At 59.5% G+C, this 18,659-nt stretch carries 14 protein-coding genes and 1 tRNA gene; 14 read left to right on the top strand and 1 reads right to left on the bottom strand.

The window, feature by feature from the left end:
• The 10 genes from G3574_RS15275 to rpoC all read left to right on the top strand — a co-directional run.
• Nucleotides 1–245 (top strand): EF-Tu C-terminal domain-related protein (locus tag G3574_RS15275; RefSeq protein ID WP_456237892.1); only part of this gene is annotated, 245 nt, incomplete at its 5' end.
• A gap of 78 nt (nucleotides 246–323) precedes the next feature.
• Nucleotides 324–399 (top strand) — tRNA-Trp (locus G3574_RS15270).
• A gap of 35 nt (nucleotides 400–434) precedes the next feature.
• Nucleotides 435–818 (top strand): preprotein translocase subunit SecE, encoded by a 384-nt coding sequence (gene secE / locus G3574_RS15265; RefSeq protein ID WP_163964742.1) that lies wholly within the window; start codon nucleotides 435–437, stop codon nucleotides 816–818.
• Nucleotides 818–1,399, top strand: a complete 582-nt coding sequence (gene nusG, locus G3574_RS15260; protein WP_163964739.1) for a transcription termination/antitermination protein NusG — start codon at nucleotides 818–820, stop codon at nucleotides 1,397–1,399. The genes secE and nusG overlap by 1 nt, the downstream gene beginning before the upstream one ends.
• A 159-nt stretch (nucleotides 1,400–1,558) precedes the next feature.
• The gene (rplK, locus tag G3574_RS15255) at nucleotides 1,559–1,990 is read left to right on the top strand and encodes a 50S ribosomal protein L11 (RefSeq protein ID WP_163964736.1); all 432 of its coding nucleotides are present in this window, start codon (nucleotides 1,559–1,561) and stop codon (nucleotides 1,988–1,990) included.
• The gene (rplA, locus tag G3574_RS15250) at nucleotides 1,991–2,686 is read left to right on the top strand and encodes a 50S ribosomal protein L1 (protein WP_163964733.1); all 696 of its coding nucleotides are present in this window, start codon (nucleotides 1,991–1,993) and stop codon (nucleotides 2,684–2,686) included.
• 289 nt (nucleotides 2,687–2,975) lie between these two features.
• Nucleotides 2,976–3,473 (top strand): 50S ribosomal protein L10, encoded by a 498-nt coding sequence (rplJ, locus tag G3574_RS15245; RefSeq protein ID WP_163964729.1) that lies wholly within the window; start codon nucleotides 2,976–2,978, stop codon nucleotides 3,471–3,473.
• Nucleotides 3,474–3,538: 65 nt separating this feature from the next.
• Nucleotides 3,539–3,916 carry a 50S ribosomal protein L7/L12 gene (gene rplL / locus G3574_RS15240; protein ID WP_163964727.1) on the top strand — a complete coding sequence of 126 codons (378 nt, stop codon included), beginning with the start codon at nucleotides 3,539–3,541 and terminating at the stop codon, nucleotides 3,914–3,916.
• Between the two features lie 282 nt (nucleotides 3,917–4,198).
• Entirely contained in the window at nucleotides 4,199–8,305 is a 4,107-nt protein-coding gene (rpoB, locus tag G3574_RS15235) for a DNA-directed RNA polymerase subunit beta (protein WP_163964724.1), read from the top strand.
• 250 nt (nucleotides 8,306–8,555) lie between these two features.
• On the top strand, nucleotides 8,556–12,803 hold the full coding sequence (gene rpoC, locus G3574_RS15230) for a DNA-directed RNA polymerase subunit beta' (RefSeq protein WP_163964721.1): 4,248 nt from the start codon (nucleotides 8,556–8,558) through the stop codon (nucleotides 12,801–12,803).
• Between the two features lie 111 nt (nucleotides 12,804–12,914).
• Here rpoC and G3574_RS15225 read toward each other — a convergent pair whose 3' ends face one another.
• On the bottom strand, nucleotides 12,915–14,795 hold the full coding sequence (locus G3574_RS15225; RefSeq protein ID WP_163964718.1) for a phosphoethanolamine transferase: 1,881 nt from the start codon (nucleotides 14,793–14,795) through the stop codon (nucleotides 12,915–12,917).
• Nucleotides 14,796–15,215: 420 nt separating this feature from the next.
• Between G3574_RS15225 and rpsL the strand changes: the two genes are divergently transcribed.
• From rpsL to G3574_RS15205, 4 genes are all read left to right on the top strand, one after another.
• The gene (gene rpsL / locus G3574_RS15220; protein WP_163964714.1) at nucleotides 15,216–15,599 is read left to right on the top strand and encodes a 30S ribosomal protein S12; all 384 of its coding nucleotides are present in this window, start codon (nucleotides 15,216–15,218) and stop codon (nucleotides 15,597–15,599) included.
• Between the two features lie 160 nt (nucleotides 15,600–15,759).
• Nucleotides 15,760–16,230: a 30S ribosomal protein S7 gene (gene rpsG, locus G3574_RS15215; RefSeq protein WP_136417881.1), complete on the top strand. Its 471-nt coding sequence runs from the start codon at nucleotides 15,760–15,762 to the stop codon at nucleotides 16,228–16,230.
• A gap of 123 nt (nucleotides 16,231–16,353) precedes the next feature.
• Nucleotides 16,354–18,456, top strand: coding sequence for an elongation factor G (fusA, locus tag G3574_RS15210; protein WP_163964711.1), 2,103 nt, complete (start codon nucleotides 16,354–16,356; stop codon nucleotides 18,454–18,456).
• An 82-nt stretch (nucleotides 18,457–18,538) separates the two neighbouring features.
• Nucleotides 18,539–18,659, top strand: a 121-nt coding sequence (locus tag G3574_RS15205; protein ID WP_233250791.1) for a GTP-binding protein, incomplete at its 3' end; no start/stop codon positions are given.

Below are 18,659 nucleotides of genomic sequence, written 5' to 3'. Positions count from 1 at the left end.
AGGACGAAGGTGGTCGTCACACGCCGTTCTTCAACAACTACCGTCCGCAGTTCTACTTCCGGACGACGGACGTGACGGGCGCGATCGAACTGCCGAAGGACAAGGAGATGGTGATGCCGGGCGACAATGTGTCGATCACGGTGCAATTGATCAACCCGATCGCGATGGAAGAAGGCCTGCGCTTCGCTATCCGTGAAGGTGGTCGTACCGTCGGCGCCGGCGTCGTCGCTAAAATCATCGAGTAATTCTGAATCGTGGCGCTGCGACTGCTTGGTAACGAACCAGGCATCGCAGCGTTATCAATTCATTCAACCGTTTCGCGTAGGGGTATAGCTCAATTGGCAGAGCGTCGGTCTCCAAAACCGAAGGTTGGGGGTTCGATTCCCTCTGCCCCTGCCACCTGATTAGGTGCAGGGCCACCGAAAGATAGATTCATGTCTAACCACCCCGTTGAAACCGTCAGCACATCGAGCGACAAGGTAAAGGTCGCTCTTGCTATTTGTGCCGTCATTGCGGGCGTCGTCGGTTTTTACATCCTCTCGGACAAGCCTACCCTGGTGCGCGCTAGCGCCCTGGTGGTTGGACTGGTTGTCGCTGTCGCCATTGCATGGACCTCGGAAGCGGGTCGTCAGTTCTTGGAGTTTGCGCGCGAATCCGTGCGTGAAACCAAAAAAGTTGTCTGGCCCACTCGCAAAGAAGCAATGCAAATTACCGCCGTCGTCTTCGGTTTCGTACTGTTGATGGCGATTTTCCTTTGGGGCACGGACAAGATTCTCGAGTTTGTGCTGTACGACCTGATCCTGGGCTGGAAAAAATAATGAGCGAAAATACCCAAGATACAAACGTCGCCGCAGCGCCGTCGTCCGGCAACAAGCGTTGGTATGTCGTGCATGCCTACTCCGGCATGGAGAAGAGTGTTCAACGTGCGCTGACCGAGCGCATTGAACGTGCAGGTATGCAGGACAAGTTTGGTCAAATCTTGGTCCCTACCGAAGAAGTTATCGAAGTGAAAAACGGCCAGAAGGCCGTGACGGAACGCCGGTTCTTCCCGGGCTACGTCCTCGTCGAAATGGAGATGACGGACGAAACCTGGCACCTGGTCAAAAACACCAGCAAGGTTACTGGTTTTATTGGCGGCAAGTCGAACAAGCCGACACCGATTCCGCCACATGAAGTCGACAAGATCCTGCACCAGATGCAGGAAGGCGTTGAAAAGCCGCGTCCCAAAGTGCTCTATGAGGTCGGCGAACTGGTGCGTATCAAGGATGGTCCGTTTACCGACTTCAACGGCAATGTCGAAGAAGTCAACTACGAAAAATCGAGAGTCCGCGTCTCCGTTACCATTTTTGGCCGCGCAACCCCGGTTGAACTGGAATTCGGCCAGGTTGAAAAGGTCTAAGTCTTCTTCCCCTTCATCGTATTCAACGCCCGTCAGAGCGTCGCTCATCGACAGGATGAGGAGATCTGACATGCATTGTAGGCAATACGGAGGAGCCCCATTAGCGAAGGCGCAATGCCGGAGCGAACAGGCGCTACTACTCATCTAACTGGAGCCATCATGGCAAAGAAAATCATTGGCTTTATCAAGCTGCAAGTCCCGGCTGGTAAGGCAAATCCCTCCCCCCCGATTGGTCCGGCACTCGGCCAGCGCGGTCTAAACATCATGGAGTTCTGCAAGGCGTTCAACGCGCAGACTCAAGGTGTCGAGCCCGGCCTGCCCATTCCGGTCGTGATCACCGCGTTTGCCGACAAGTCTTTCACTTTCGTGATGAAGACTCCCCCGGCAACTATCTTGATCAAGAAGGCCGCCGGCATTCAAAAGGGTTCCCCGAAGCCCCACACTGACAAGGTTGGCAAGATCAGCCGTCAGCAGGCCGAGGAAATTGCAAAAACCAAGATGCCGGATCTTACGGCAGCTGACATGGACGCAGCCGTGCGCACGATCGCCGGATCCGCGCGTTCCATGGGCATCACGGTGGAGGGTCTGTAAATGGCTAAGTTGACCAAGCGTGCAAAGGCACTCAAGGAAAAAGTTGACCGCACGAAGCTCTACGCCTTCGACAATGCAATTGCATTGATCAAGGAATGCGCAACCGCGAAGTTCAATGAGTCGATCGACGTCGCTGTGCAACTCGGCGTCGACGCAAAGAAATCGGATCAGGTAGTGCGTGGCTCCGTCGTTCTGCCCGCAGGCACCGGCAAATCGGTTCGCGTTGCGGTCTTCGCATCCGGCGACAAGGCAGAAGCCGCAAAAGCAGCCGGCGCTGACGTTGTCGGCATGGAAGATCTGGCCGAACGCATCAAGGGCGGCGACATGCCTTTCGACATCGTGATCGCTTCGCCGGACACGATGCGTATCGTCGGTACCCTTGGTCAAATTCTCGGCCCGCGCGGCTTGATGCCGAACCCGAAGGTCGGCACGGTCACTCCGGACGTCGCCACCGCAGTCAAAAACGCGAAAGCCGGTCAGGTCCAGTACCGTACTGACAAGGCAGGCATCATTCACGCAACGATCGGCCGCAAGTCGTTCAGCGATGCAGACCTCAAGTCGAACCTGCTCGCCCTGATCGATGCACTGAACAAGGCAAAGCCCGCATCCAGCAAAGGCATCTATCTGCGCAAGGTCGCGATTTCGTCGACCATGGGCGCCGGTGTCCGTGTTGACCAGACGACGCTCGCTGCCTAAGCAAGAATCAAGTCCCCGTACCGCAGATGCGGTACGGGGCAAATCTTTGGGCTGACCCCAGCCAATCTGGTTGCGGGGCAGATTATCAAAGACCGTTGGGCGGCGTACTTCTCCAGAGAAGTGCAAAGTTAAACGCCAGGCGCGAAAGCATTGGCACCCAACGCAGATGGTGAACCCGAAAAGTTTTGTAGTCTCAAAGCTAGTCCGCTAGCACTGAACTCCTAAACGTCGGACGCCGTGTTCGAACCGATGCAAGGCGTAAGCCAAGCATCATTTTTGGAGGTTGATCTTGAGTCTCAATCTGAATGACAAGAAGGCCGTCGTCGCCGAAGTCTCCGCGAAAGTTGCAACCGCGCAGACGATCGTCGTGGCCGAATATCGCGGCATCCAGGTTGGTCACTTGACGCAACTGCGCGCCAAAGCGCGTGACCAGGGTGTGTACATGCGCGTGTTGAAGAACACGCTCGCACGTCGCGCCGTCGAGGGCACGCCCTTCGCTGGCCTTGCCTCCGAAATGACCGGCCCGTTGATCTATTCGATCTCCGAGGATGCCGTTGCCGCAGCCAAAGTCGTTCACGACTTTGCCAAGGGCAACGACAAGCTGGTCGTCAAGGCAGGTAACTTTGCAGGCAAGCCGCTTGATAAAGCAGGCGTCGCCGCTCTGGCCAGCATTCCCAGCCGTGAAGTCCTCATCGCCCAGCTGTTGGGCGTCATGCAGGCTCCGGTTGCCGGATTTGCCCGCGCTCTGGCTGCCTTGGCAGCCAAGAAGGAAACGGAAGGCGCGTAAGCCCTTTCGTTCCGCGTCAGTACCGATCAGATGTAATTACCGAATACACAATTTAGGAGTTTCAAATGGCAATCAGCAAAGAAGATATCCTGGAAGCAGTAGGCCAGATGTCCGTCATGGATCTGAACGACCTGGTGAAGGCGTTCGAAGAGAAGTTTGGCGTTTCCGCAGCCGCAATGGCAGTCGCTGCTCCTGGCGCAGGTGGCGGTGCTGCAGCAGCAGTTGAAGAGCAGACCGAATTCACCGTTGTGCTGTCTGAAGTCGGCGCGAACAAGGTCGGCGTCATTAAAGCCGTCCGTGAAATTACCGGTCTGGGCCTGAAAGAAGCCAAGGACCTCGTTGACGGTGCACCGAAGCCCGTCAAGGAAGGCATCGCCAAGGCAGACGCAGAAGCAGCCAAGAAGAAGCTGGAAGAAGCAGGCGCAAAGGCCGAACTCAAGTAATTCGGCTTGCCAGGGCGAGTCAACATCGCCGGAGTCAAAGCTCAGAACCTTCTCGAAAGAGGGGGTTCGGCTTTGGCTCCTTTGTCGTTTTGTAAAATTGGTAAGCTAGATGCCAAAACTCTTAGACAAAAGCAACACGTCCGATGAGTTTCGCATGACTTGATAAACAGTCTAGTAAGCCCCGAAGGGCTGAGACTTGAGGTTTCGCAGATAGCAGGCAGCGACGGAAATACGCCAGCGAATCCTGAACTCTCCATCCTTCCTGTCACTCACGGAGTGTCCATGCACTACTCATTTACTGAGAAGAAGCGCATTCGCAAATCGTTCGCGAAACGCGCTAACGTCCACAACGTTCCGTTCCTGCTGGCGACCCAGCTCGAGTCCTACACGGGCTTCCTGCAGGCAGAAAAAGCGCCATCGCAACGCAAGAATGAAGGCCTCCAATCCGCCTTCACCTCGATTTTTCCCATCGTATCCCACAATGGTTTCGCTCGGCTAGAGTTTCTGTCCTATGTGTTGGGCGACCCTCCGTTTGACGTAAAGGAATGCCAACAGCGCGGCCTCACCTTTGCTTCGCCGCTGCGCGCCAAGGTGCGTCTTGTCATCCTCGACAAGGAATCGCCGACCAAGCCCGTCGTGAAGGAAATGAAGGAGCAGGAGGTGTACATGGGCGAACTCCCGCTCATGACCCGCAACGGTTCCTTCGTCATCAACGGTACGGAGCGTGTGATCGTTTCCCAGCTGCATCGTTCCCCGGGTGTGTTCTTCGAACACGACCGCGGCAAGACGCACTCGTCCGGCAAGCTGCTCTTTTCCGCACGCATCATTCCCTACCGCGGTTCCTGGCTCGATTTCGAATTCGATCCGAAAGACATCCTGTTCTTCCGTGTCGACCGTCGCCGCAAGATGCCGGTCACGATCCTGCTGAAGGCAATCGGGATGACGCCGGAACAAATCCTGGCCAATTTCTTCGTCTTCGACAACTTCAAGCTGCGCGCCGACGGCGGCGAGATGGAATTCGTCGCGGAACGCCTGCGCGGCGAAGTTGCCCGTTTCGACATTACCGACAACAGCGGCAAGGTCATCGTCGCCAAGGACAAGCGTATCAACGCCAAGCATGTCCGTGAAATCGACAATGCCGGCATCAAGCACATTTCCGTGCCCGAGGACTACCTGCTGGGCCGCGTGCTCGCGAAGAACATCGTCGACGCCGAGACCGGCGAAGTGATCGCCAACGCCAACGACGAACTGACGGAAGACTCGCTCGCCCGCCTGCGCGACGCCGGCGTCACCGACATCCAGACGCTGTACACGAACGACCTCGACCAGGGCGCCTACATTTCGCAGACCCTGCGCATGGACGACACCGCCGACCAGACGGCTGCCCGCGTCGCGATCTATCGCATGATGCGTCCTGGCGAGCCGCCGACCGAAGAGTCCGTCGAAGCCCTCTTCAACGGCCTGTTCTACAGCGAAGAGCGCTACGACCTGTCGGCCGTGGGCCGCATGAAGTTCAACCGCCGCATTGGCCGCGATGAACTGACCGGCGCCATGACCCTGTCGAACGAAGACATCCTGGCCGTCATCAAGATCCTGGTCGAGCTGCGCAATGGCCGCGGCGAAGTCGATGACATCGATCACCTCGGCAACCGTCGCGTCCGCTGCGTCGGCGAACTGGCGGAAAACCAGTTCCGCGCCGGCCTCGTCCGCGTCGAGCGCGCTGTCAAGGAACGCCTCGGCCAAGCCGAAGCTGACAACCTGATGCCGCACGACCTGATCAACTCGAAGCCGATCTCCGCCGCAATCCGCGAGTTCTTCGGTTCGTCGCAGTTGTCGCAGTTCATGGACCAGACCAACCCGCTGTCGGAAATCACCCACAAGCGCCGCGTCTCCGCGCTTGGCCCGGGCGGCTTGACCCGCGAACGCGCCGGCTTCGAAGTCCGCGACGTGCACCCGACCCACTATGGCCGCGTCTGCCCGATCGAAACGCCGGAAGGTCCGAACATCGGCCTGATCAACTCGCTGGCACTGTATGCCCGCCTGAACGAGTACGGCTTCCTCGAAACTCCGTACCGCAAGGTCGAGGCTAGCGGCGTGACCAACCAGATCGACTACCTGTCCGCCATCGAAGAAGGCCGTTACGTGATCGCCCAGGCGAATGCGACGATCGACAACGAAGGCAAGCTGTCCGATGAACTGGTCTCCGCCCGCCAAGCTGGCGAGACCATCCTCGTCTCGCCCGAGCGCGTTCAGTACATGGACGTCGCGCCTGGCCAGGTCGTTTCGGTTGCGGCATCGCTGATTCCGTTCCTCGAGCACGATGACGCGAACCGCGCATTGATGGGCGCGAACATGCAGCGCCAGGCCGTGCCTTGCCTGCGTCCGGAAAAAGCCTTCGTCGGCACCGGCGTGGAGCGCACCGTTGCAGTCGACTCGGGCACCACCGTCCAGGCGCTGCGCGGCGGCGTGGTCGACTATATCGACGCCGGCCGTATCGTGATCCGCGTCAACGACGAGGAAGCGGCTGCGGGCGAAGTGGGCGTGGACATCTACAACCTCATCAAGTACACCCGTTCCAACCAGAACACCAACATCAACCAGCGTCCGATCGTGCAGGTCGGCGACCGCGTGGCGAAGAACGACGTCATCGCCGACGGCGCCTCGACCGACCTCGGCGAACTCGCGCTCGGCCAGAACATGCTGGTGGCGTTCATGCCCTGGAACGGCTACAACTTCGAAGACTCGATCCTGATCTCGGAGCGTGTGGTTGCCGACGACCGCTACACCTCGATCCACATCGAGGAACTGTCGGTCGTGGCGCGTGACACCAAGCTGGGCGCGGAAGAAATCACCCGCGACATTTCCAACCTGGCTGAAAACCAGCTCGCCCGCCTGGACGAGTCCGGCATCGTGTACATCGGCGCCGAAGTCGAAGCCGGCGACGTCCTCGTCGGCAAGGTCACGCCGAAGGGCGAGACCCAGCTGACGCCGGAAGAAAAGCTGCTGCGTGCGATCTTTGGCGAAAAGGCATCCGACGTCAAGGACACGTCCCTGCGCGTGCCTTCCGGCATGGTCGGTACGGTGATCGATGTCCAGGTGTTCACCCGCGAAGGCATCCCGCGTGACAAGCGTGCCCAGCAGATCATCGACGACGAGCTGAAGCGCTACCGCCTCGACTTGAACGACCAGCTGCGCATCGTGGAAGGCGACGCCTTCCAGCGTCTCGAAAAGATGTTGATTGGCAAGATCGTCAACGGCGGTCCGAAGAAGCTGGCCAAGGGCGCCCCGATCACCAAGGAATACCTGGACGACCTGGACAAGTACCACTGGTTCGACATTCGCCCGGCCGACGACGACGTCGCCGCCGCGCTGGAAGCCATCAAGGAATCCATCGCCGAGAAGCGCCACCAGTTCGACCTCGCCTTCGAAGAGAAGCGCAAGAAGCTCACCCAGGGCGACGAACTGCCCCCGGGCGTGCAGAAGATGGTCAAGGTCTACCTGGCAGTGAAGCGCCGCCTGCAGCCTGGCGACAAGATGGCAGGCCGCCACGGCAACAAGGGTGTGGTCTCGCGCATCGTCCCGGTAGAAGACATGCCGTACATGGCGGACGGTACGCCGGCAGACATCGTGCTGAACCCGCTGGGCGTTCCTTCCCGGATGAACGTCGGCCAGGTGCTGGAAGTCCACCTGGGCTGGGCATCCAAGGGCCTGGGCCTGCGCATCGGCGAAATGCTCAAGGCGCAAGCCAAGGCACAGGAGCTGCGCGAGTTCCTGAAGAAGATCTACAACGAGTCGGGCAAGACCGAAGATCTCGACAACTTCACCGACGACGAAATCCTGTCGCTGGCCGCGAACCTGAAATATGGCGTTCCGTTCGCCACGCCGGTGTTCGATGGCGCGCATGAAGATGAAATCCATCGCATGCTCGACCTCGCCTATCCGGACCAAATCGCGACCCAGCTCGGCATGACGCCGTCGAAGAACCAAGTCACGATGTACGACGGCCGCACCGGCGAAGCCTTCGAGCGCACCGTCACGGTGGGCTACATGCACGTGCTCAAGCTGCACCACCTCGTCGACGACAAGATGCATGCCCGCTCGACCGGACCGTACTCGCTCGTTACCCAGCAGCCGCTGGGCGGCAAGGCACAGTTCGGCGGCCAGCGCTTCGGCGAGATGGAAGTCTGGGCACTCGAAGCTTACGGCGCGTCCTACGTGCTGCAGGAAATGCTCACCGTCAAGTCTGACGACGTCACGGGTCGTACCAAGGTCTACGAGAACCTGGTCAAGGGCGACCACGTGATCGACGCCGGCATGCCGGAATCCTTCAACGTGCTGGTGAAGGAAATCCGTTCGCTGGGCATCGACATCGACCTCGAGCGAGACTAAGCGGCAACCTGCCGCCCATCCGCAACGGCCGATGGGCGGCAGTGAAAGAATGGCAGCAAATCAGCAAGAAACAGTAGTAGGCAAGTAGCAGGTATTACGAAAGGAAGCGACGCCTGTTCCCGGTATTGGCGGAACTCGTGTCACCCGGCACAGTGGCAGGGCTCTCCCGCCGATGCGAACAGGGTAGAAGCAGGCCCCGCTTCCCGACGATACCGAAACGCGTTTATCACGCCTGACTGGAGTGAAAGAAATGAAAGCACTGCTCGATCTATTCAAGCAAGTACAGCAAAGCGAACAATTCGATGCGATCAAGATCGGTCTTGCATCGCCTGAAAAAATCCGTTCCTGGTCCTACGGCGAAGTCAAGAAGCCGGAAACCATCAACTACCGTACCTTCAAGCCCGAGCGCGACGGCCTGTTCTGCGCCAAGATCTTTGGCCCGATCAAGGACTACGAGTGCCTCTGCGGCAAGTACAAGCGCCTGAAGCACCGCGGCGTCATCTGCGAAAAGTGCGGCGTGGAAGTGACCCTGGCCAAGGTGCGCCGCGAGCGCATGGGCCACATCGAACTGGCATCGCCGGTCGCCCACATCTGGTTCCTCAAGTCCCTGCCGTCCCGTCTCGGCATGGTGCTCGACATGACCCTGCGCGACATCGAACGCGTGCTGTACTTCGAAGCCTACGTCGTGACCGATCCCGGCATGACGCCGCTGAAGAAGTGCCAGATCATGTCCGAGGACGACTACGCCGCCAAGTACGAAGAGTACGGCGACGACTTCACCTCCTTCATGGGCGCCGAAGGCATCCGTGAACTGCTGCGCTCGATCGACATCGACCGCGAAGTCGAGACCCTGCGCCAGGAACTGAAGGATTCCAAGTCCGAAGCCAAGATCAAGAAGTACGCCAAGCGCCTCAAGGTGCTCGAGGCCTTCCAGCGTTCCGGTATCAAGCCCGACTGGATGATCATGGAAGTCCTGCCGGTGCTGCCGCCGGAACTCCGTCCGCTCGTTCCGCTGGACGGCGGCCGCTTCGCGACCTCCGACCTGAACGACCTGTATCGCCGCGTCATCAACCGGAACAACCGCCTGAAGCGCCTGATGGAGCTGCGCGCGCCGGAAATCATCACGCGCAACGAAAAGCGCATGCTGCAGGAAGCCGTCGACTCGCTGCTCGACAACGGCCGCCGCGGCAAGGCCATGACCGGCGCCAACAAGCGTCCGCTGAAGTCGCTGGCTGAAATGATCAAGGGTAAGGGCGGTCGTTTCCGCCAGAACCTGCTGGGCAAGCGCGTCGACTACTCCGGCCGTTCCGTCATCGTGGTGGGCCCGCAGCTCAAGCTGCACCAGTGCGGCCTGCCCAAGCTGATGGCGCTCGAGCTGTTCAAGCCTTTCATCTTCAACAAGCTTGAACTGATGGGCCTCGCGACCACCATCAAGGCCGCCAAGAAGCTGGTCGAAGTGCAGGAACCGGTGGTGTGGGACATCCTGGAGGAAGTCATCCGCGAACACCCGGTCATGCTGAACCGTGCGCCCACGCTGCACCGCCTCGGCATCCAGGCGTTCGAGCCGGTCCTGATCGAAGGCAAGGCGATCCAGCTGCACCCGCTGGTCTGCGCGGCGTTCAACGCCGACTTCGACGGCGACCAGATGGCCGTCCACGTTCCGCTGTCCATCGAAGCACAGATGGAAGCCCGCACCCTGATGCTGGCCTCCAACAACATCCTGTTCCCGTCGAACGGCGAACCGTCGATCGTGCCGTCGCAGGATATCGTGCTGGGCCTGTATTACGCGACCCGTGAAAAGATCAACGGCAAGAACGAAGGCATGCTCTTCCCCGACGTGTCCGAGGTCATCCGCGCCTATGACAATAAGGAAGTCGAGCTGACGACCCGCATCACCGTCCGCATCACCGAGTATCCGAAAGATCCGGAGAGCGGCGAGTTCGTCAAGACCATCAAGCGCTACGAGACCACCGTCGGCCGCGCCATCCTCTCCGAGATCCTGCCCAAGGGCTTGCCGTTCTCGGTGCTGAACCGCGCGCTGAAGAAGAAAGAAATCTCCAAGCTCATCAATACGTCGTTCCGTAAGTGCGGCCTGCGCGCCACCGTGGTGTTCGCCGACCAGCTGATGCAGTCCGGTTTCCGCCTCGCGACCCGCGCCGGCATTTCCATCTGCGTCGACGACATGCTGGTGCCGCCCCAGAAGGCGACCATCATCGCCCGCGCCGAGCACGAAGTGAAGCAGATCGAGCAGCAGTACGCGTCCGGCCTGGTGACCGCCGGCGAGCGCTACAACAAGGTGGTGGACATCTGGGGCAAGGCCGGCGACGAAGTCGGCAAGGCCATGATGGACCAGCTCAAGGTCGAGGACGTCACTAAGCGCGACGGCACCAAGACCACGCAGGAATCGTTCAACGCCATCTACATGATGGCCGACTCCGGCGCCCGCGGTTCCGCGGCACAGATCCGCCAGCTCGCCGGCATGCGCGGACTGATGGCGAAACCGGACGGCTCGATCATCGAAACGCCGATCACCGCGAACTTCCGCGAAGGCCTGAACGTGTTGCAGTACTTCATCTCCACCCACGGCGCCCGTAAGGGTCTGGCGGATACGGCGCTGAAGACCGCGAACTCCGGCTACCTGACCCGCCGCCTGGTCGACGTGACCCAAGATCTGGTGGTGACCGAAGACGATTGCGGCACCTCCAACGGCGCGTCCATGAAGGCGCTGGTCGAGGGTGGTGAAGTCATCGAAGCACTGCGCGACCGTATCCTCGGCCGTGTTGCCGCGACCGACATCATCAATCCGGAAGACCAGGCAACCCTGTACGAAGCCGGCACGCTGCTGGACGAAGACAGCGTCGAGAACATCGAGCGCCTCGGCATCGATGAAGTCAAGGTCCGCACGCCGCTGACCTGCGACACGCGTTACGGCCTGTGCGCCAAGTGCTACGGCCGCGACCTCGGCCGCGGCATGCTGGTGAACTCCGGCGAAGCGGTTGGCGTCGTCGCCGCCCAGTCGATCGGCGAACCCGGCACGCAGCTGACCATGCGTACCTTCCACATCGGCGGTGCGGCATCCCGTGCCGCGGTTGCCTCTTCCGTGGAAGCCAAGTCCAACGGCACGGTCCGCTTCACCGCGACCATGCGCTACGTCACCAACGGCAAGAACGAGCAGATCGTCATTTCCCGTTCCGGCGAAGTGCTGATTACCGACGACCTCGGCCGCGAGCGCGAGCGCCACAAGGTGCCGTACGGCGCGACCCTGCTGGTCAAGGATGGCCTCGCCATCAAGGCCGGCACCGCGCTGGCAACCTGGGATCCGCTGACCCGCCCGATCATTACCGAATACACCGGCACGGTGAAGTTCGAGAACGTCGAGGAAGGCGCAACGGTCGCCAAGCAGATCGACGAAGTGACCGGCCTGTCCACCCTGGTGGTCATCGACGCCAAGCGCCGCGGATCGTCCAGCAAGATCGTTCGTCCGCAGGTCAAGCTGCTCAACGAGAAGGGCGAGGAAGTCAAGATTGCCGGCACCGAACACGCCGTGACGATCGGCTTCCAGGTCGGCGCGCTGATCACCGTGAAGGACGGCCAGCAGGTCTCCGTCGGTGAAGTGCTGGCACGTATCCCGACCGAATCGCAGAAGACCCGTGACATTACCGGCGGTCTGCCGCGTGTGGCCGAACTGTTCGAGGCGCGTTCGCCGAAGGACGCCGGCATGCTGGCGGAAGTCACCGGTACGGTCGCGTTCGGCAAGGAGACCAAGGGCAAGCAGCGCCTGGAAATCACCGACATGGACGGCAACAAGCACGAGTTCCTGATTACCAAGGACAAGCAGGTGCTGGTGCACGACGGCCAGGTGGTGAACAAGGGCGAAATGATCGTGGACGGCCCGGCCGATCCTCAGGACATCCTGCGCTTGCTGGGCATCGAGGCACTGGCCCGCTACATTGTCGACGAAGTCCAGGACGTCTACCGTCTGCAGGGCGTGAAGATCAACGACAAGCACATCGAGGTGATCGTTCGCCAGATGCTGCGTCGCGTTCAAGTCGTGGATGCGGGCGATACGGCCTACATTCCGGGTGAACAGGTCGAGCGTTCCGAACTGCTGGACGAGAACGACAAGGTCATCGCCGAGAGTAAGCGTCCGGCAACCTACGAGAACGTGCTGCTGGGTATTACCAAGGCATCGCTGTCGACGGATTCCTTCATCTCCGCCGCATCGTTCCAGGAAACCACCCGCGTGCTCACCGAAGCCGCAATCATGGGCAAGCAGGACGGTCTGCGCGGCCTGAAGGAAAACGTCATCGTGGGCCGCCTGATCCCCGCCGGTACCGGTTTGGCTTACCACCGTGCCCGCAAGGAAAAGGAGACCTGGGAAGCCGAGGAGCGCAGCGCGCTTCTGCAAGCCGAAGAAGCAGCACGCGCATCGGATGTCGAGCCGGTCAATGAAGCGACGGCAACCACCGACGTCAATCACGAAGGCGACCAAGTCTAAACGCCAGTCTAATCGTCCCAAGCAAAACGGCACCGGAAACGGTGCCGTTTTTTTTCGTCTCCAATCTGGATTTGACCCCGGGCCCGGAGAACGGAGACGCCTTGGTCAGCGCTACTTTTCCTGAACCAGCGGCTTGCCCTTGTCGATCACTTCCCTGCAATCACCCTTGAACGTCGCATTGTCGTAGTTCGACCAGCCGTAGCTATCCACGTAGCGCTTGTGGGTCTTGAACTTCGCGTTGAAAAAACTCCATTCCGGCTGCTCGCCTGGATACTGTATCGCCGCCATGTCGAGCAGCGAGTGAAAGACATTTTCCGTCGAAAGGCGGGTCCGCTTGTGGTGCAGCAGTTGCCTGACCTTGTCCGGATGCGACTCGGCGTAAGCGTCGGAGTACCAGACCAGGGACGGCACGTGGAATTCATGTTGCGTGTTGTGGCCATGGAAGGCGAGGCTGCAGGTGCCGTCATAGAGCGTCTGGCCGTGATCGGCCACATACATCAAGGAGGCCTTTTGTCCGGGCGACTTGAGCGTATTGATCACCTGCGACAGGAGCCAGTCCGTGTACAGGATCGAGTTGTCATAGCTGTTGTTGATCTGCGGCTTCATGTTCGCATTGGTATAGGCGGGGTTCGCGATGCCGAAGAGCGATGGTTGCCACTTGTCGAATTCCTGCGGATACCGGTGGCTGTAGTTCCAGTGGCTTCCCAGCGTGTGCAGCACGATAAGCTTCTTCCGGGCGGGCTCGCGCAACGCCGCGCGCAACGGGGCCAGCAGGACATCGTCATAGCTTGACTGATTCGTGAAGCCGCCCAGGTTCAGGAACTGCACGACGTCCGCCTCCTTGGCAAACACCGAAATCGGCGTGTCGAACTGTCCGAAGGACATCTGGTTCGACAGCCACCACGTCTTGAACCCCGCTTCCTTGAACGCGGTCAGGAAGGACTTCTCGGAAAAGCCCGCCTGCAGGCTCTTGCGCGCAGGCTTGCGCGATACCAGCACGGGAACCGACAGGCGCGTTGCCGACACGGCCGTCACCATGTCGGCCAGGCTTACCACGTTCGCTTCCTGCTTGAGCAGGGGATTCGTCTCGCGTCCATAACCGTTCAGGCTCCATCGGTCGAAGCGGGACGATTCCCCGATGACCATGACGACGACCTGTGCCCCCTCATCGTCGTTGGCTGCCCGCGCGCCGAAGCGGAATGCGGCACTGCGCTCGGACAATTCCGCAAGGTACTTTCGTTCCTTCCAGAAGTCGTGAACCCGAACGGCGATGCCGAAAGGCCAGGTCTTTCCGAAGGCATCGATCTCGAATGGCACCTTCGCCCATGCAGGCAGCTTGGGGTAGAGCGGATGCGCCTTTGCCACGGCCGACGCTAAGGACGCGCCCGAGGCGTCGGCGTTGTCGTCGTCCTCATTCTCGTCCTCCTCCGAGGCTTCGCCGCTGCCGGCGGACACCATCCTGACGACCGAGGCCTTGCCCGCCGTTGGCGACGAAGCTATCCCCATGTTGTCCCCATATACCCACACTGACGCCGCCAATCCGAGGAGGGCCAGGGCCACCCAGCGTGATCCATCCTTCCAGTCCAGTTCACGGGTTTTGCAAGCAAGAACTCCTGATCCCAGCCACCATGCCAAGATTCCGACGAAGACGGCTCCGAGCCCCCACACCTTGTTCCCCAGGAATTCCATGGCTTCCTTGGGGCTGGTTTCGGCGATGATGCCCAGGTGATGCGAGGAAATCCCCTGGCCGTAATAGGCGTTCAGATAGATTTCCATAGGTAAGGCCAGGAACGAAGGCAGCAGCAGCCAGTGGAAGTAGGCGGGACGCTTGGCGACGGCCCATAATGCGAGCCATGCCACAACTTCCATGCCGAGCATGCGCCATGGGTCGGCGACATCCCTCCCAAACAGCGAAGGCAGGAACGGTCCGGCTGACAAGACGAGGTACGTCGACAGCAGGAAGAGATTGGCCGGACGAAGGATGAAACGCATAAACTGTTGATTTCTTGAACATTTGCCGGACGGAATGACCGAGGCAAACAGTTTATGCGGAGTAATCCAACCACGCCACGACAACCCGCCTGTGCTGCAGCGGTGGCTGGCGGTTTTTCCCTTATGTGCAACCTTTTTCCGAAACCAACCTCAAACGCGCGGTTGGGCGCACACTGAGTCGTTGACGCGGATTTCACCCAAGGATATACTCGCAGGTTCTCGATTTTAGGCTCGCCAGGGCTTAAGCGTTCTTTGGTCAGAAATTTCTCCCTCCATCAGCGCTTCTTTTCTGGTTGTCCAAACAAAAGTCGGAAATCGACAACGAGCAATTGCATGTTGCACTGACCTCTCGCTTCGGTCCCGGGCAATCGATTTCGGGGCTGTATTTTTTAACGTTGTACTTTGTTGGATTAAAGACCGATGCCAACCATCAATCAACTTATTCGCAAGCCGCGGGTCTCCGCTGTTGTGAAGAGCAAGTCGCCGGCGCTGGAAAACAGCCCGCAAAAGCGCGGCGTTTGCACCCGCGTGTACACCACGACGCCGAAGAAGCCGAACTCCGCGCTTCGTAAGGTCGCCAAGGTCCGCCTCACCAACGGTTTCGAAGTCATTTCGTACATCGGCGGCGAAGGCCACAACCTCCAGGAACACAGCGTCGTGCTGATCCGTGGCGGTCGTGTCAAGGATTTGCCTGGTGTTCGTTACCACATGGTTCGCGGCGCGCTGGACACCCAGGGCGTCAAGGACCGTAAGCAGGCACGCTCGAAGTACGGTGCAAAGCGCGCCAAGGCCGCCAAGAAGTAATCAAGAATTCCGCAAGGAGACTTGTCTCCCGGTGCTTCACCGCGCGGAATGTGAACCGGCCCCGAATGGGTCGAGTAAGTGGATGGCCATGATGGTCTCCGCGAGCAGCCAGCGAAAACACTCAGCGCTGATGCTCAACTGAAGAGTGAAAGGAATCGAAATGCCACGTCGTCGTGAAGTTCCCAAGCGGGAGATTCTCCCGGATCCGAAGTTCGGCAATGTTGATGTTGCCAAGTTCGTTAACGTCCTGATGCTGTCCGGTAAAAAATCGGTCGCCGAAAACATCATCTATGGTGCGTTCGATCACATCAAACAGAAGTCGGGCAAGGATCCGCTCGAAGTATTCACTGCAGCAATCAACAACTGCAAGCCGATGGTCGAAGTGAAGTCCCGCCGCGTCGGCGGTGCCAACTACCAGGTTCCGGTGGAAGTTCGCCCGGTCCGCCGCATGGCACTCTCCATGCGCTGGCTCCGCGAAGCTGCAAACAAGCGCAGCGAAAAGTCCATGCCGCAGCGCCTGGGCGGTGAGTTGATGGAAGCAGCTGAAGGTCGCGGCGGTGCGATGAAGAAGCGTGACGAAGTGCACCGCATGGCAGAAGCCAACAAGGCATTCTCCCACTTCCGTTTCTAATAGTAGTTCACTAGTTGCCTTCGCACCGTTGAAGGCCCAGTAATGTAAATCGGTTAAAACCGGGCGCATCTTTGACAAAAAGCGGCGCTCGGTTTTCTACCATTAAAAGACTTAGGATTGAATATGGCTCGCAAGACCCCCATCGAGCGCTACCGCAATATCGGTATTTCCGCTCACATCGATGCCGGTAAAACAACCACTACCGAGCGTATCCTGTACTACACCGGTGTTAACCACAAGATCGGTGAAGTGCACGATGGCGCAGCGACCATGGACTGGATGGAGCAAGAGCAAGAGCGCGGCATCACGATTACTTCCGCCGCCACCACCTGCTTCTGGAAGGGCATGGCCAATAACTTCCCCGAGCACCGCATCAACATCATCGACACCCCGGGTCACGTGGACTTCACCATCGAGGTGGAGCGTTCCATGCGCGTGCTCGACGGCGCCTGCATGGTCTACTGCGCAGTGGGCGGTGTGCAGCCTCAATCCGAAACCGTGTGGCGTCAGGCTAACAAGTACGGCGTGCCGCGTCTCGCGTTCGTCAACAAGATGGACCGCACCGGCGCCAACTTCTTCAAGGTCTATGACCAGATGCGCGCTCGCCTGAAGGCTAACCCGATTCCGGTGCAAGTACCCATCGGCGCGGAAGAGAACTTCGAAGGCGTGGTCGACCTCGTCAAGATGAAGGCCATCTACTGGGACGACGCTTCCCAGGGCATGAAATTCGACTACCGTGACATTCCCGACAACCTGAAGGATGTCGCCCAGGAATGGCGCGAGAAGCTGGTCGAGGCCGCTGCCGAGTCCAGCGAAGAGCTGATGAACAAGTACCTCGAGGAAGGCGATCTGACCGAAGAGGAAATCAAGAAGGCGATCCGTCAGCGCACCATCGCCAGCGAAATCGTTCCGATGATGTGCGGCACCGCGTTCAAGAACAAGGGTGTACAGGCAATGCTTGACGCCGTGATCGAATTCCTGCCCGCACCGACGGACATCCCGCCGGTCAAGGGCGAAGACGAAGACGGCGAGCCGGCTGTGCGCAAGGCCGACGACAACGAGAAATTCTCGGCACTGGCTTTCAAGATCATGACCGACCCGTTCGTTGGCCAGCTGATCTTCTTCCGCGTCTACTCCGGCGTGGTGAATTCCGGTGACACGGTCTACAACCCGGTCAAGGGCAAGAAGGAGCGTATCGGTCGTCTGCTGCAGATGCACGCCAACCAGCGCGAAGAAATCAAGGAAGTGCGCGCCGGCGACATCGCCGCCGCTGTCGGACTGAAGGAAGCGACCACCGGCGAAACCCTGTGCGATCCGGAAGCCGTCATCACGCTGGAGCGCATGGTGTTCCCCGAGCCCGTGATTTCGCAGGCTGTCGAGCCGAAGACTAAGGCCGATCAGGAAAAGATGGGTATCGCCCTGAATCGCCTGTCTCAGGAAGATCCATCCTTCCGCGTCAAGACCGACGAGGAATCCGGCCAGACCATCATCTCCGGCATGGGCGAACTCCACCTCGAGATCATCGTCGACCGCATGAAGCGCGAATTCGGCGTGGAAGCAACGGTCGGCAAGCCGCAGGTGGCATACCGCGAAACCATTCGCAAGACTTGTGAAGAGATCGAAGGCAAGTTCGTCAAGCAGTCCGGCGGCCGCGGCCAGTACGGTCACGTGGTGCTGAAGATCGAACCGCAGGAACCCGGCAAGGGCTTCGAGTTCGTCGACGCAATCAAGGGCGGTGTGGTGCCCCGCGAGTACATCCCGGCAGTCGAGAAGGGCATCATCGAGACCCTGCCGACCGGCGTGATGGCAGGCTACCCCGTGGTCGACGTGAAGGTCACGTTGTTCTTCGGTTCCTACCACGACGTGGACTCGAACGAAAACGCATTCCGCATGGCTGCGTCGATGGCGTTCAAGGATGGCTGCCGCAAGGCAAGCCCGGCTCTTCTCGAGCCGATGATGGCAGTCGAAGTCGAAACGCCCGAAGAGAAGATGGGTGACGTCATGGGCGACCTCTCGTCCCGCCGCGGCATGATCCAGGGCATGGACGACATCCCGGGCGGCGGCAAGATCATCCGCGCGGAAGTTCCTCTGTCAGAAATGTTTGGTTATTCCACGACGCTGCGCTCCCTCACCCAGGGCCGTGCAACGTACACGATGGAATTCAAGCATTACGCTGAAGCACCGAAGAACGTTGCTGACGCCGTGATCACCGCCAAAGGCAAGTAAGTGCAACAAGGACCGGCCATGCGATCCATGGCCGGTTCAAACAAGACAATCAACGTATCGTTCTTTTTGAAGGAAATGCAAAATGGCAAAAGGCAAGTTTGAGCGGACGAAACCGCACGTGAACGTAGGCACGATTGGTCACGTTGACCACGGCAAGACCACGCTGACTGCAGCGATTGCAACCGTGCTGTCGGCCAAGTTTG

It is taken from the genome of Noviherbaspirillum galbum, from assembly GCF_010974945.1.
Classification (GTDB): domain Bacteria; phylum Pseudomonadota; class Gammaproteobacteria; order Burkholderiales; family Burkholderiaceae_D; genus Noviherbaspirillum; species Noviherbaspirillum galbum.
This window is presented reverse-complemented; position numbering and strand designations above follow the sequence as displayed.